The 12269-nt window shown below is 68.1% G+C and carries 15 protein-coding genes; 6 read left to right on the top strand and 9 right to left on the bottom strand.

The window, feature by feature from the left end:
* Nucleotides 1-3 precede the first annotated feature (3 nt).
* The gene (gene purF, locus ACIOSY_RS17115) at nt 4-1476 is read left to right on the top strand and encodes an amidophosphoribosyltransferase (RefSeq protein ID WP_400855355.1); all 1473 of its coding nucleotides are present in this window, start codon (nt 4-6) and stop codon (nt 1474-1476) included.
* Nucleotides 1476-2804, top strand: a complete 1329-nt coding sequence (locus tag ACIOSY_RS17110) for a CynX/NimT family MFS transporter (RefSeq protein ID WP_400855353.1) — start codon at nt 1476-1478, stop codon at nt 2802-2804. Before purF ends, ACIOSY_RS17110 begins: the two co-directional genes overlap by 1 nt.
* 48 nt (nt 2805-2852) lie before the next feature.
* Here the strand turns inward: ACIOSY_RS17110 and ACIOSY_RS17105 are convergent, their stop codons facing one another.
* The gene (locus tag ACIOSY_RS17105; RefSeq protein ID WP_400855351.1) at nt 2853-3668 is read right to left on the bottom strand and encodes an MOSC domain-containing protein; all 816 of its coding nucleotides are present in this window, start codon (nt 3666-3668) and stop codon (nt 2853-2855) included.
* Nucleotides 3669-3746: 78 nt separating this feature from the next.
* Nucleotides 3747-3932, bottom strand: a complete 186-nt coding sequence (locus ACIOSY_RS17100; RefSeq protein ID WP_400855350.1) for a DUF3073 domain-containing protein — start codon at nt 3930-3932, stop codon at nt 3747-3749.
* A 147-nt stretch (nt 3933-4079) separates the two neighbouring features.
* On the opposite strand from ACIOSY_RS17100, the gene ACIOSY_RS17095 reads away from it, so the two are divergent.
* Nucleotides 4080-4622 carry a universal stress protein gene (locus tag ACIOSY_RS17095; protein ID WP_400855348.1) on the top strand — a complete coding sequence of 181 codons (543 nt, stop codon included), beginning with the start codon at nt 4080-4082 and terminating at the stop codon, nt 4620-4622.
* 61 nt (nt 4623-4683) lie between these two features.
* On the opposite strand, the gene catA is transcribed toward ACIOSY_RS17095, so the two are convergent.
* The 6 genes from catA to ACIOSY_RS17065 form a co-directional block, all read right to left on the bottom strand.
* Nucleotides 4684-5340: a type A chloramphenicol O-acetyltransferase gene (gene catA, locus ACIOSY_RS17090; protein ID WP_400855346.1), complete on the bottom strand. Its 657-nt coding sequence runs from the start codon at nt 5338-5340 to the stop codon at nt 4684-4686.
* A 34-nt stretch (nt 5341-5374) separates the two neighbouring features.
* The gene (locus ACIOSY_RS17085; protein ID WP_400855344.1) at nt 5375-5719 is read right to left on the bottom strand and encodes a type II toxin-antitoxin system PemK/MazF family toxin; all 345 of its coding nucleotides are present in this window, start codon (nt 5717-5719) and stop codon (nt 5375-5377) included.
* Nucleotides 5716-5949, bottom strand: coding sequence for a hypothetical protein (locus ACIOSY_RS17080; RefSeq protein ID WP_400855342.1), 234 nt, complete (start codon nt 5947-5949; stop codon nt 5716-5718). Before ACIOSY_RS17080 ends, ACIOSY_RS17085 begins: the two co-directional genes overlap by 4 nt.
* A 47-nt stretch (nt 5950-5996) precedes the next feature.
* Complete coding sequence (locus ACIOSY_RS17075) at nt 5997-6368, bottom strand: DUF402 domain-containing protein (protein WP_400855341.1); 372 nt, start codon at nt 6366-6368, stop codon at nt 5997-5999.
* A gap of 417 nt (nt 6369-6785) precedes the next feature.
* Nucleotides 6786-7406: a PadR family transcriptional regulator gene (locus ACIOSY_RS17070; protein WP_400855340.1), complete on the bottom strand. Its 621-nt coding sequence runs from the start codon at nt 7404-7406 to the stop codon at nt 6786-6788.
* Complete coding sequence (locus tag ACIOSY_RS17065; protein WP_400855338.1) at nt 7403-8248, bottom strand: DUF4097 family beta strand repeat-containing protein; 846 nt, start codon at nt 8246-8248, stop codon at nt 7403-7405. Before ACIOSY_RS17065 ends, ACIOSY_RS17070 begins: the two co-directional genes overlap by 4 nt.
* Nucleotides 8249-8405: 157 nt before the next feature.
* Here ACIOSY_RS17065 and ACIOSY_RS17060 point away from each other — a divergent pair, with 157 nt between their 5' ends.
* From ACIOSY_RS17060 to ACIOSY_RS17050, 3 genes are all read left to right on the top strand, one after another.
* A complete protein-coding gene (locus tag ACIOSY_RS17060; RefSeq protein ID WP_400855337.1) occupies nt 8406-9212 on the top strand; it encodes a MerR family transcriptional regulator in 807 nt (268 codons plus the stop codon).
* Between the two features lie 159 nt (nt 9213-9371).
* Nucleotides 9372-9767 (top strand): hypothetical protein, encoded by a 396-nt coding sequence (locus ACIOSY_RS17055; RefSeq protein WP_400855336.1) that lies wholly within the window; start codon nt 9372-9374, stop codon nt 9765-9767.
* A 4-nt stretch (nt 9768-9771) separates the two neighbouring features.
* Nucleotides 9772-10581: a nitroreductase family protein gene (locus tag ACIOSY_RS17050; RefSeq protein WP_400855335.1), complete on the top strand. Its 810-nt coding sequence runs from the start codon at nt 9772-9774 to the stop codon at nt 10579-10581.
* 93 nt (nt 10582-10674) lie between these two features.
* Here ACIOSY_RS17050 and ACIOSY_RS17045 read toward each other — a convergent pair whose 3' ends face one another.
* Complete coding sequence (locus tag ACIOSY_RS17045; protein WP_400855333.1) at nt 10675-12201, bottom strand: FAD-dependent oxidoreductase; 1527 nt, start codon at nt 12199-12201, stop codon at nt 10675-10677.
* Nucleotides 12202-12269: the final 68 nt, after the last annotated feature.

Raw genomic sequence — 12269 nt, 5'->3', positions numbered from 1 at the left:
CCCATGTGCGGCATCGTCGGAATGGTGGGGGCAGCCCCGGTCAACCAGGACATCTACGACGCGCTTCTGCTCCTGCAGCATCGCGGGCAAGACGCGACGGGCATATCGACCGCTGAAGCCAACGGCATCATGCACAACGCGAAGGCGCAGGGGATGGTGCGCGAGGCGTTCCGCACCCGCGACATGCGGGCGCTGCTCGGCAACGTCGGCCTCGGTCACGTGCGCTACGCCACGAAGGGCACCGCCTCGAGCGAAGAGGAGATGCAGCCGTTCTACGTGAACGCGCCGTACGGCATCATCCTCATCCACAACGGCAACCTCACCAACACGCGTGAGCTCACCGCCGAGATGGCCAAGCGCGATCGCCGCCACCTCAACTCGTCGAGCGACACCGAGCTGCTGCTCAACGTGCTCGCCGGTGAGCTGCAGAACACGACCTCGACCGTCGACCTCGACCCCGAGCGCGTGTTCGAGGCGGTCGCCCGCACCCACGAGCGCATCGAGGGCGCCTACGCCGTGATCGCCGTGATCGCGGGCTACGGTCTGCTCGCCTTCCGCGATCCGTTCGGCATCCGCCCGCTCATCCTGGGCCGCCGTCCGTCGACCGCTCCCGGCGCCGAGGGGCGCGACGAGTGGGTCGTCACGAGCGAGTCACTGGTGCTCGAGAACGGCGACTACGAGGTCGTGCGCGAGGTCGATCCCGGCGAGGCCGTGTTCATCACGACCGAGGGCGAGCTGCACACCAAGCAGTGCGCCACCGACCCGCGCCTCGCTCCCTGCGCGTTCGAGTACGTCTACCTCGCCCGTCCCGACTCGGTCATGAACGGCATCTCGGTCTACGAGTCGCGTCTGCGCATGGGCGACCGTCTCGCCGACACCATCGCCAAGCACGTGCCGATGGACAAGATCGACGTGGTCATGCCCATCCCCGACTCGTCGCGGCCCGCCGCGATGGAGGTCGCCCGCAAGCTCGGCATCGAGTACCGCGAGGGCTTCTACAAGAACCGCTACGTCGGCCGCACCTTCATCATGCCGGGCCAGGCCGTGCGCAAGAAGAGCGTGCGTCAGAAGCTCAACGCCATGTCGACCGAGTTCCAGGGCAAGAACGTGCTCCTCATCGACGACTCGATCGTGCGCGGCACGACGTCGAAGGAGATCATCCAGATGGCGCGCGACGCCGGGGCGACCTCGGTCACCTTCGCGTCCGCGGCGCCTCCGGTGCGGCATCCGCACGTCTACGGCATCAACATGCCGTCGCGTCAGGAGCTGATCGCGCACGGCCGCACGATCCCCGAGATCGCTGAAGTGCTGGGTTGCGACCACCTCGTCTACCAGGAGGTCGACGACCTGAAGGCGGCGATCACCGAGGGTTCCGTGGTCGAGGAGCTCGACATGAGCTGCTTCGACGGCCGGTACGTCACCGGAACCGTCTCCGACGAGTACCTCGCCTGGGTCGAGGGCTCCCAGACCTCCTGATGTCGGGGTCTTTGAGCCCGTCGGAAGGCCGCCCGCTCTGGCAGGGGCGGACTCTCGCGCTGCTCGGCATCGTGCTCGTGGCGTTCTCGCTGCGGTCGGCCGTGGCGTCGCTGTCGCCCGTGATCGATCACGTGGCCGAGGACTTCCCGGTGTCTCCGGTCGTCGTCGGTCTGATCGGTGCGGCGCCGCCGGTGTGCTTCGCGGTGTTCGGTCTGCTCACGCCGCTCTTCGAACGCCGCTTCGGCCTCGAACGCGTGGCGGTGGGCGCCCTTGCGCTGATGACGCTCGGTCTCGTGCTGCGCGGCCTCTCGATCGATTCGGTGACGCTGCTCGCCGCGACCGCCGTGGTCTTCGCCGGCGTCGGCGCAGGCAACGTGCTGCTGCCGCCGCTGGTGAAGAAGTACTTCCCCGATCGTCTCGGCGTGATGATGACGCTGTACTCGACGATGATGGCCGTCTCGACCTTCATCCCGCCGCTGGTCGCCGTGCCGATCGCCGATTCGCTCGGATGGCGCGTCTCCCTCGGGCTCTGGGGTCTCTTCGCCGCACTCGCCCTGCTGCCCTGGCTGACGCTGTTGATCGCCGAGCGACGTGCCCCGAAGACAGCGCGGGCTGCCGACGGCGATGTCGAGATCGATCCGACCGATGGTCTGCACGATCTGACGGATGCCGTGGCCGTGGCCACCGGTCCGATCACGACGGTCCCGGCGAACCCGCGGGTGTTCGGTCGGCTCTGGCGACTGCCGATGGCGTGGGCGCTGGCGCTCGTGTTCGGCACGTCGTCGACGATGGCCTACGTCTCGTTCGCCTGGTTGCCGACGATGCTCGTCGACATCGGTGGTGTGACCCCCGCGACGGCCGGTTTCCTGCTCTCGCTCTTCGCGCTGCTGGGTCTGCCGTGCGGCATGCTCGTGCCGATCCTCGTCGTGCGGTTCCAAGCCACGCGTCCGCTGTTCCTGTTCGCGGTGGCGGCGGGCCTCACCGGTCTCGCCGGTCTGTTCTTCGCACCCACCGTCGCGCTGCCGCTCTGGGTGAGCATCTTCGGACTCACGGCGATCATGTTCCCGCTGAGTCTGGTGCTGCTGAGCATCCGTGCCCGCACGCCCGAGAGCGCGGTCGCGCTCAGCGGTTTCGTGCAAAGCATCGGCTACGCGATCGCCGCCGTCTTCCCGTTGCTCGTGGGTCTGCTGCACGAGACGACCGGAGGGTGGCAGGTGCCGCTGCTCGTCGTCGCCGGTGTGCTCGTGGTGTCGATCCCGGCGGGTATCGTCGCCGGACGCCGTCGCACGATCGAAGACGACTGGGAACTGCGCCACGGTCGCTGGTGACGTTCGCCGCCGGTGAAGCCGGGTGCGGGTGACGTCAGGCGCTGGTGATCAGCCGACGTGCACGTCGTCGCCCACGCGGATGATGCCGGCCGTCGAGGCGTGATCGATCCCGCCGGTCGCGGGCAGGAACAGGCGTCCGAGCGTCGGTTCGGTTTGCCCGATGGCATTGGTGAGGGTGGTGAGCACCCGCACATCGCGCTCGCCCGTGTCGGGGTTCGCGTGGGTCGCGAGGCACCGCACGATCGGGCCCTCGGTGCGCAACGTGACGTCGCCGATGCGCACCTCGCCCTGCCAATCGAGCTCGGCCCACGCGTCGACGCCGTCGATCACGATGTTCGAGCGGAAGCGTCGGTCATCGATTCCCGTTCCCGCCGCCTCGGCCAGAGCATCCGCACTGCCGCGGCTGTGCAGCGAGACGTAACCGCGCGCACGGTCTTGGAATCGCGAGGTCTCGCCATCGCCGACCAGCACGAGGGGGAGGCGGCCGGGGCGCCCGAGGCGTCGGCCCTCCGGCGTCGCGAGCACGAATGCGGTGACGGCATCCGTCAGCTCCGCGCGGCCCGCCTCGTCGAGGGCGGCCTCGACGAGCACGGCGCCCTCGTGCTCGATGCGCACGCGTGCGCGCTTGTCGTCGTAGTGGGTGCGCAGCGCGGCCAGCGCCGGGAAGTCCTGCAGCGAGAGGCCCTTCGCCTTCGGCCAGTGGTCGAGGCCGTCGCGCTCTTCCGGAGTCGCCGCATCGGCGAACCGGAACGCGAGCACACGGTCGCCGGCCACGCGTCCGTCGGACTGCACGGTCATCGACTCGAGCGGCTCGGGGGTGAACCCCTTGATCGGGTGACGGTAGAGCGCGACGACGTGGGGCATCCGACGATTCTCTCAGGTGCGCCCGGGTACGAGGAAACCCCCGTAGGTCATACGGGGGTTTCGAACGGGAGAGGGCGGTTAGGCCTTCTCTAGTTCGTCTTCGTCCTCGTCGACATAGTCATCTGCCCACTTGTCGACATAGGCGTTCTCGTCGGTCGGATGTGCCAACTCGCGCTCGAGCGCTGAGTAGTTCACCGACGGACTGTACGCCTTGAGTTCGCGGGCGATCTTTGTGTGCTTCGCCTTCTGACGGCCACGGCCCATGCGCGAGACCCCCTCACGATTTAAGCGGCGGGCAACGAGGGCCCGCGGCATTCACGACACCGGTTCGAGGCCGGTAAGAGTAGCATTCAGAATAGCACGCGGGCCGGGTTCTCCGGCCTACCCAGGCTGGTGAAGGGAGCGATCCTCATGACCGACAACACCTCCACTCCGTCCGACGAGGCGGCGCAGAACGCGGCATTGCAGAAAGCTGTGATCGTCGGAGTGCAGCCCCACCAAGATCGGCACGTGCTCGATGAGGCCGCGAAGTTCGCTCGCCTCTTCGGCGTGCCGCTGGTCGTGGCGCACGTCGACGTGACCCGATTCGTCACCTACGAAGACCCCGATGGGTACGTGCATTCCGCGCCCATCGACATCAATTTCGATGCCGGTGCCGCCGAGTTCGAGGCGGTTCAGGCTTCGGTCGCCGAGGTGCTCGACAAGACCGATCTCACGTGGACCGCGCGTCAGCTCGTCGGGGATCCCGCCCTGGCGATCAAGCAGCTCGCTCAGAAGCTCGATGCGCAGCTGATCGTCGTCGGCACCCGCAAGCGGGGCATCGGCGAGTCGATCCGCGAGTTCTTCACCGGCTCGGTCGCCGCGCGCCTCACGCACCGGCAGCACCGCTCGGTGCTGGTCGTGCCGTTGGGCGAGGCCGTGCCCGACTCGCAGAAGGAGATCTGGCCCGAGTAGGGGACGGTCGCTCGCTCCGTAGTGGGTCCCTGAGCTTGTCGAAGGGCCGGCACGTTTCGGATCAGCCGCTGATCCAGTCGGGCTCGTCGAGCAGAGACTGCAGCTCCTCGAGAAGGCGCGACGTGTGGAACCCGTCTGCGGCGGCGTGATGGACCTGGATCGAAAGCGGCTGCATGATCCGCCCGCCCTTCTCGGTGTATCGGCCGAGGGTGAAGATGGGCAGCAGGTGCTCCCAGCCGTTCTTGATCTGCAGGGAGAAGCCCGTGAACGACGTCCATGGCAGGCTCGAGATGTCGAAGACGTTGGGCGGGGTGTCGCTCTGGGGCAACATCGATGTGGCGGAGCGGTAAGTCGCCAAGAGGTCCACCGCGCGGTCGTGGAACGCCCCGAAGTCGGCGTCGAACGGCGTCCACACGCTCGCGAACGTCTCTCGCTCGGGATTGAAGACCGTGAAGGCTGGATGGACCGTGCCCCACACTCCGGGAGCGCCGTCGTCGGTCAGCCCCATCCGAAACTCGTCGTGCCGGTTCACGACGGAGGCGAGCGCCCAGATCTGGGTCGGATATGTCTTGCGGTCTGAGTCGCGCAGCGCGCGCACCATCCTCGTCGCGTCCAACTCGACGGTCATCGCATACGTGCAGGGCACGGCCTCGCGGTAGTGGGCGAAGTGCGGGGCGCGAGGCCAGGTCGTCGTGTCGATCGGACGGAGCGCATTCATCCGGCCATCCTTCCACGGGACTCGGGTCACGCCCCTAGAGGTCCAGGAAGTCCCCGAGCCACGCTCGAACAGCTCGGATGCATTCCGGGGTGACGGAGCCGGCGACACCGGTGAGGCGATCACGCGACAGCGTGCGCGGTTGCTCCGTCATGATCCAGGAGGGCTGATCCAGTCCGCTGGGTCCTTCGACCCGAATGTGGTTGGGCCACCCGCGATCGGTCGTCGTGATCGGCAGCGCGATGGCGAGCGTCGTCACTGCGTCGAGGTATCCGGCTGATGCGATGATGAGCACCGGGCGGTGTCCGCCCTGCTCTCGTCCTCGCGCCGGCGCCAGTGCGGCCCAAGCGACGACGCCTGGTGAGAGTTCGAGTGCACTCACGAGGCGTGAGGGAGTTCGAGTCGCGCCCATTCCGCAGTCTCTGCAGAGTACGACTCGACGTCCGCTTGCGACGTCTGGGCGACCGCTTCCCGCAATGACTCGAGTCGCCACCGGCGGTCCTCGGCATCGGCGAGGTGCGAAAGGTGCGCACCGAGGGTGAGGCCGTCGCGCGCGGCCTGCTCCTTGAGGCGATCACGGAGCTCATCGCTTACCTTGATCGTGGTGGTCATACTTTCAGTATACCGTCGGCCGAGAGGGTGGACCAGGCCGTCGCGTGTCAGAGAGCATCCCATCCGAGTGGAAGCTCAAGGGGCTGTTCGTTCCTCTCAGGAGGATGTGAGATATCCCAGCGTCCGAGCGATTCGACGAACGCGCGAGGGTCAGTCGCGATTGATTCGCCCGTGCGGCGGGCGCGGACCAGATCGCCCTCGCGCAAGTACTCCGTGTGAACGGCAGCTGCCGCCTCGGCCTCGTCCTTCCACTCGACGGTGAAGTCGGCGGAGATGACGAGATCGAGATACCAATCGACCGCCACGAGACCGAGACGATCGCGCTGCTTCTCGGACTCGAGATTCACGTACCACCCGGCGAAGACTCCGTCCGAGTCCCAGAAATGAAGCACCTGCCAGGGCTGAGCGAAGGGGATCACTCGGAGAACGCTTCCGCCCACCCATCGTCTCTCTGCGGTGGTGAGACGTTGTCGAAAGCGTGATTCCAGAGCAACCGTGCGCGGGTCTTCGCCTGTGGTCGTGGCCCAGTAGGCGATCTCGGATCCCGAGGGTAACCAACCGGCCAGCACCTCTGTATTCGATTCGATGACTCGAAGAGGAAGAGCCGCCTGGAGCCGACCGTCGGGATAGCGATATCTCAGTAGGGCTGTCTCCGGTGCCATTCGTCGAGTGTAGGCGGCCGACACGGACGAAGGGCCGGGCATCCGCAATGGATGCCCGGCCCTTCGTGTTGAGCGAATCTCTCCCGGCGGGGCGCTTCGACAAGCTCAGCGACCCAACGCGCTCAGCGGCTCGGAGGGCGCACCGGCCCAGGGGCCAGCGCCTCAGCGCTCGCGTCAGGTCGTGCTGAGCCCGACGGTCACGGCGCGGGCCGCTTCGTCGAGGGCGTTCTCGAGATCGGTCACGACGGTCGCCGGCAGCGACCCGCCCTGAGCTACATGCGTGCGCAGGTCGGTGCGCACCCGGGCGCGGAACGCGTTGATGACGGCATCCGCCCGGTGCATCTCCTCGCGGCTGGTGACCCGGGAATCGTCGGATGCCGAACGCGGACGGCTCTTCGCTGCCGCGCGCTCGTCGTTCGCCGCCGAGGCCAGGTCGGCGCGGAGGGTCTTCATCGCGTCTTGCACGCTCTGGCGAACCTCGTTGGCGATGAGCCGCACGGAGTCGGCGAGGCCGGACTCGATGCCCGCCAGGTCGTTCTCACGCGAGGCGAGCTCGGCTCGGCCGGCGTCGGTGATCGCGTAGATCGTGGTGCGACCGTCGACGGTCTTGGTGACGAGGCCCTCTTCTTCGAGCTTCGCGAGCCGCGGGTAGATGGTGCCGGCGCTCGGCGTGTACGTGCCGCCGGTGCGGTCGGTGAGTGCCTGGATGATGCCGTACCCGTGCTGCGGCGACTCGGCGAGCAGCGACAGCAGATACAGCCGCAGGTCTCCGTGCGAGAAGACGGCGGGACTCATGCTTCTTCCTCCCATTCCGCGTCGTCGGTGATCGACGCGGGGGTGCGGCGCAGCACGGTCACGCCGCCCGAGACGGAGTTCACGCGCAGGTCGACGAATCGGCCGGCCAATTCGCCCTTGGTGCCCGTGTAGTTGCTGGGGCCCGACGTGCTGCGCTCCTGGCCATCGATGAGCAGGCGACCGCTGAGCGAGCGCAGCACGTAGTTCGCGGCGAGCGACTCGTCGAGGCGCACGGTGGTGCCGCCCGAGACGGAGTTCACGGTGATGGTATTCACATCGCCCGCGGCGTCGACGAGCGTCGAGCCCGAGACGATGTCGACGATGGCCTTGCGCACCGCGCCGGTGACGGCGACATCGCCCGAGACGCTGTTCGCCGTGATCGACCCGGTGAGGCCGCGCACCTGCACGTCGCCCGAGACCGTGTTGACCGAGAGGTCGCCGATCAGGGTGTCGACGATGATGTCCCCCGAGACGGTGTTGAGGCGGGTGTCGTTGCGGATGCCGGCGACCAGTGCGCCGGCGCTGACGACGCCGAGGTTGAGGGCGATCGAGCGGGGCACGGCGACGCTGACCTCTGCGCGGGGGCCGCCCGAACCGAAGTTGCGGAACACCTCGAGGAAGTTGTCCCACCCGAGCTGCGGGTGGTCGATCTCGACCTCGCCGTCGTGCGCCTCGATGCGGAGGTCTTTCGTGGTGACGCCGTGCGCTTCGATGCGGATGCCCGGTTCGTCGTGCGCGATGATGTCGACCTGTCCGCCGACGAGGCCGACCTTGAGGCGCGTCACGGATTCGATGTCGATGACGCGTTCCTCGCCGGGGGCGATGAGCCACTTCTCGGTCATGTCTGCTTCTCCTGGGTTGTGCGGATCGAGATATATCGTGTTCGAGAACAATAACACGATATATCTCGATTCGAGAGGGCTGCCAGGAAACTCCCTGCTTGACATTGACGCAACGTCAACTTCTACGGTGGAGACATCACCACGGAAGGAGAAGAGCATGAGCAGTCGTGACTGGTCGATCCAGGAGATCGCCCGCATCGCCGGCACCACCAGCAGAACGCTGCGTCACTACGACGACATCGGCCTGCTGCCGCCGTCGCGCATCGCACAGAACGGATACCGGCACTACGACGAGCACGCCCTCGTGCGCCTGCAACGCATCCTGCTGCTGCGCGAACTCGGCCTCGGGCTCCCGCAGGTGGCCGACGTGCTCGGCCCTTCGACAGGCTCAGGGACCCCGGGTGACGGATCAGGGGCCCGAAGCGAAGCATCCGCTCTCGAGACCCACCTCGCGCTCCTGCGCGAGGAGCAGACCCGACTGGCGCGGCAGATCGCGTCGGTCGAATCCACCATCGACGCATTGAGAGGAGGTGAACAACTCATGGCAGAGAACATGTTCGACGGTTTCGACCACACCCAGTACCGGCAAGAGGTCGAGCAGCGTTGGGGCGCGAAGGCCTACGCCGACAGCGACAGCTGGTGGCGGGGGATGACGGATGCCGAGCGCTCCGAGTGGCAGCGCAGGGTCTCCGACCTGAGCCGCGACTGGATCGCCGCCGCCGAGAGCGGTGGCGACCCGGCATCCGCTGAGGCGCAGGATCTCGCCCGCCGTCACGTCGAGTGGCTGGCGAGCGTGCCCGGCACTCCGACGGGCGCCGACGTCAAGGGCTACGTGCTCGGACTCGGCGAGATGTACGTCGCAGACCCGCGCTTCGGCGCGAACTACGCGACCTCATCGGGCGGCACACAGGGAGCCGAGTTCGTGCGTGACGCGCTGCGCGTCTACGCCGAGGCGAACCTGTAGGCGTCCTTCGTCTCGCTTCGCTCGCTCAGGAACCGGGTTGTGTGCTCTCCGGTTCCTGAGCGAGGAGCGCAGCGACGAGACGAAGGGTGCGTACCGAAAGTCGTACGGGGTCTGCAAGGGGGTGGCTCGGCGCGGGGGAGTCGGGCGTAGGGTCAGGGCATGATCCACGGATGGCTGGCGAGGCGGCGGGCGCCGCAGCGCACGAACGCGGCGCCGCTGTTCGTGGCCGCCACCGCCGCCTACGGCGCCAACGTGGCGCTGGGGGTCGCGGTCGCGACGAAGACGATCGACACCCGCGACTTCCGCTGGGTGCACCACGCCCTCTACATCGCCACGTGCGTGAGCACCGCCGCCGCCCTGAGCGCCGGCGTCTGGGGGCGTCCTCGCCACGCGAGCCGCCGGGCCGCCCTTGCGCTGACTCCCGCCATCGCCCCGCTCGCCGCGATCCCGTACCTCGGTACGCACAGTGCCAAGCATCCGCTCGTCGCGCTCGCCGCGGCTCCCTTCATCGTCGCGGGCCTCGTGTGCTCGCGCATCGCCACCGACCGGAAGTGACCGCATGGAACTGCTCGATGCCATCCGCCGCCGCAAGACCACCAACGGGGCGTTCCTGCCCGACCCGGTCTCCGAAGAGCATCAGCGCGTGCTGCTCGAGGCGGCGGGCCGCGCGCCGTCGCAGCTGAACAGTCAGCCGTGGCGGTTCGTCGTGATCGAGAGCCGCGAGACGATCGATCAGATCGCCCGCATCTCGGGCGAGAGCATGACCGAGGCGATGTCGAACGGCACGTTCTTCGAGCGCTACAAGCCGTACTTCCGTTTCAGTCAGGCCGAGATGGACGAGAAACGCAGCGGGATGCTGTTCGACAAGCTCCCCGCAGCGCTGCGTCCGTTCACGAGCCAGGTGTTCACGAAACGCGGCCAGACCCTGATGAACACGTTCGGGGTGCCGAAGACGCTGGGCGCCGAGAACCGCAAGCTCGTGGCGGGGTCGCCGCTGCTGCTGGGCGTGATGCTCGACCGCAGCGAATACCGCCCCGGTCAGCTGTCGTCGTTCTACTCGGTGTTCAGCATGGGTGCCGCGATGGAGAACATCTGGCTCACCACGGTCGAGCTCGGCATGGGCATTCAGTTCATCTCGTTCCCGATGGAGGTTCCGGGTCGCTGGGACGAGATCGTCGACCTGCTGCGGGTTCCCGACGACCTCGAGCTCATGGCCGTGTACCGCCTCGGCTACCTTCCGCCCGAGCAGCGCCGACCCGCGATCGACTGGTCGAGCAGCCAGCGCCGGCTCGTCTCGCAGTACGTCTTCCGCGAGAACGGCGAGACGCCGCAGCAGGGATGGGATGCTCCGCCGCCCCACGAGGACTGACCCCGTCGCCCGGTGAGGGGTCAGGACACGCCGCATCGACAGCATCCGGTGCGGCGTGTTGTGACCCCTCGCGACGCGATGAGGGGGCGCCCGTCAGCGCCGCCCCGAGCGGGGAAGCTCGGTCAGATCCTTCAACGCCGGGCCCTCGATGCGCGTGCCGTCGGGCGCGAAGCGCGAGGCGTGCAGCGGGCAGTCCCAGGTGCACTCGGCGTCGTTCCACGCCAGCACTCCGCCGAGGTGCGGGCACACGGCGTCGACCGCGCGTGTGACGCCGTCGACGGTCGAGATGCCCACCGGCAGACCTGCACGGTTGGCGACGACGCCGTTGCCCTCGGCCGGCTGTGCGACCGGAACGCCGTGGGATTCGGCATCCTTCCAGCCCTTCACCGCCTCCGCACCCACCTTGACGCCTTCGGAGGCGCCGCGAGCGAGGTCGGCGGGCACGGTCATGCGCGTGGCGATCGTGTTCATCCAGTGCGGACGCTCCCGCCACGGGGCGCCCAGGATCTCGGTGGTCAGGCGCATCGCGGCGGCCGGAGCGTTCGACAGGCCCCACTTGGCGTAGCCGGTGGCGAGACGGATGTGCCCGAGTCCGCGCGGCATCGCCCCCACGAAGGGGATGAGGTTGTGCGACTCATAGTCCTGCGCCGACCACCGGTGCGTCTCTTCGGCACCGGGAAAGTGGCGGGTGGTCCAGGCGACGAGGTCTTCGACGGCGGCGTGCTCGCTGTCGGACCGGCCGACCGGATGCCCGTTGCCGCCGACGATGAGCTGTGCGGTGCCACCGGGACCGTCGTCTTCCGTCACCGGACGGATCGAGCGGGTGGGACCGTCGACCGAGAGGAACGTCTCGCGGGGCACCTCTCCCGGCACCCGGAACGAGACGCAGTACGACCGCATGCCGTGGGTCTTCGCGAAATAGAGGCCGCGGTCGAGGATGGCGCTTCCGGTCGCGAGAACGATGTGGTTCGCGAACAGTGGCCCGGCTGCGGTGTTGACCCGCGGTTCGGGGATCACACGAACGCCGGTGGCGCGGATGCCCGTGTGCAGCGTGCCGCCGGCGGCGACCAGTTCGCGGGCCAGCGCCCGCGCCACCTGCACGGGATCGATCATGACCTGGTCGTCGAGGGCGACGGCGCCCGCCACCGGGAACGCCGTCGACAGGTCGTCGGGCGACAGCATCCGCACCGGCAGGCCCGCCTCGCTGGCCGCCGCATGCTGATCGCGCACCGCATCGAGGCCGCTCTCCTGCTGCGCGTAGGAGTGGTCGGTGCGCCGCGTGTACGACACCCCGGCATTGTCGGCGAAGGCGAGCAGCCATTCCATCCCCGCGCGGTTGCCGTCTACGTAGGCGCGCACGAGAGAGGCGGGGTGGTGCTCGCGGATCGTCGCGAGGGTCTTGCCCTGCAGCAGCGAGAGCTTGCCGGTGTTCCCGCCCGTGGCGAGCTCGGCGACCTCCCCGGCGTCGATCACGGTCACGTCGAGACCCGCGCGGGCGAGCATGACGCCCGTCGTCAGGCCGGTGATGCCGGCGCCGACGATCACGACGTCGTGGCGCGACTCCGCATCGAAGGGCGAGCCGAGAGGGGTGGTCGGGTCGATCTTCCAGAGGGGCTTCATGCGGCCAGTCAACGACGACCGATGCTGTACGACCACAGGCTTGACATTCGTGCGGCGCAGGGGGAGAC

Source organism: Microbacterium sp. NPDC087665 (assembly GCF_044743285.1).
Taxonomy (GTDB): Bacteria; Actinomycetota; Actinomycetes; order Actinomycetales; family Microbacteriaceae; genus Microbacterium.
The sequence above is the reverse complement of the archived record's forward strand: the minus strand, read 5'-3'. Positions and strand labels throughout refer to the sequence as shown.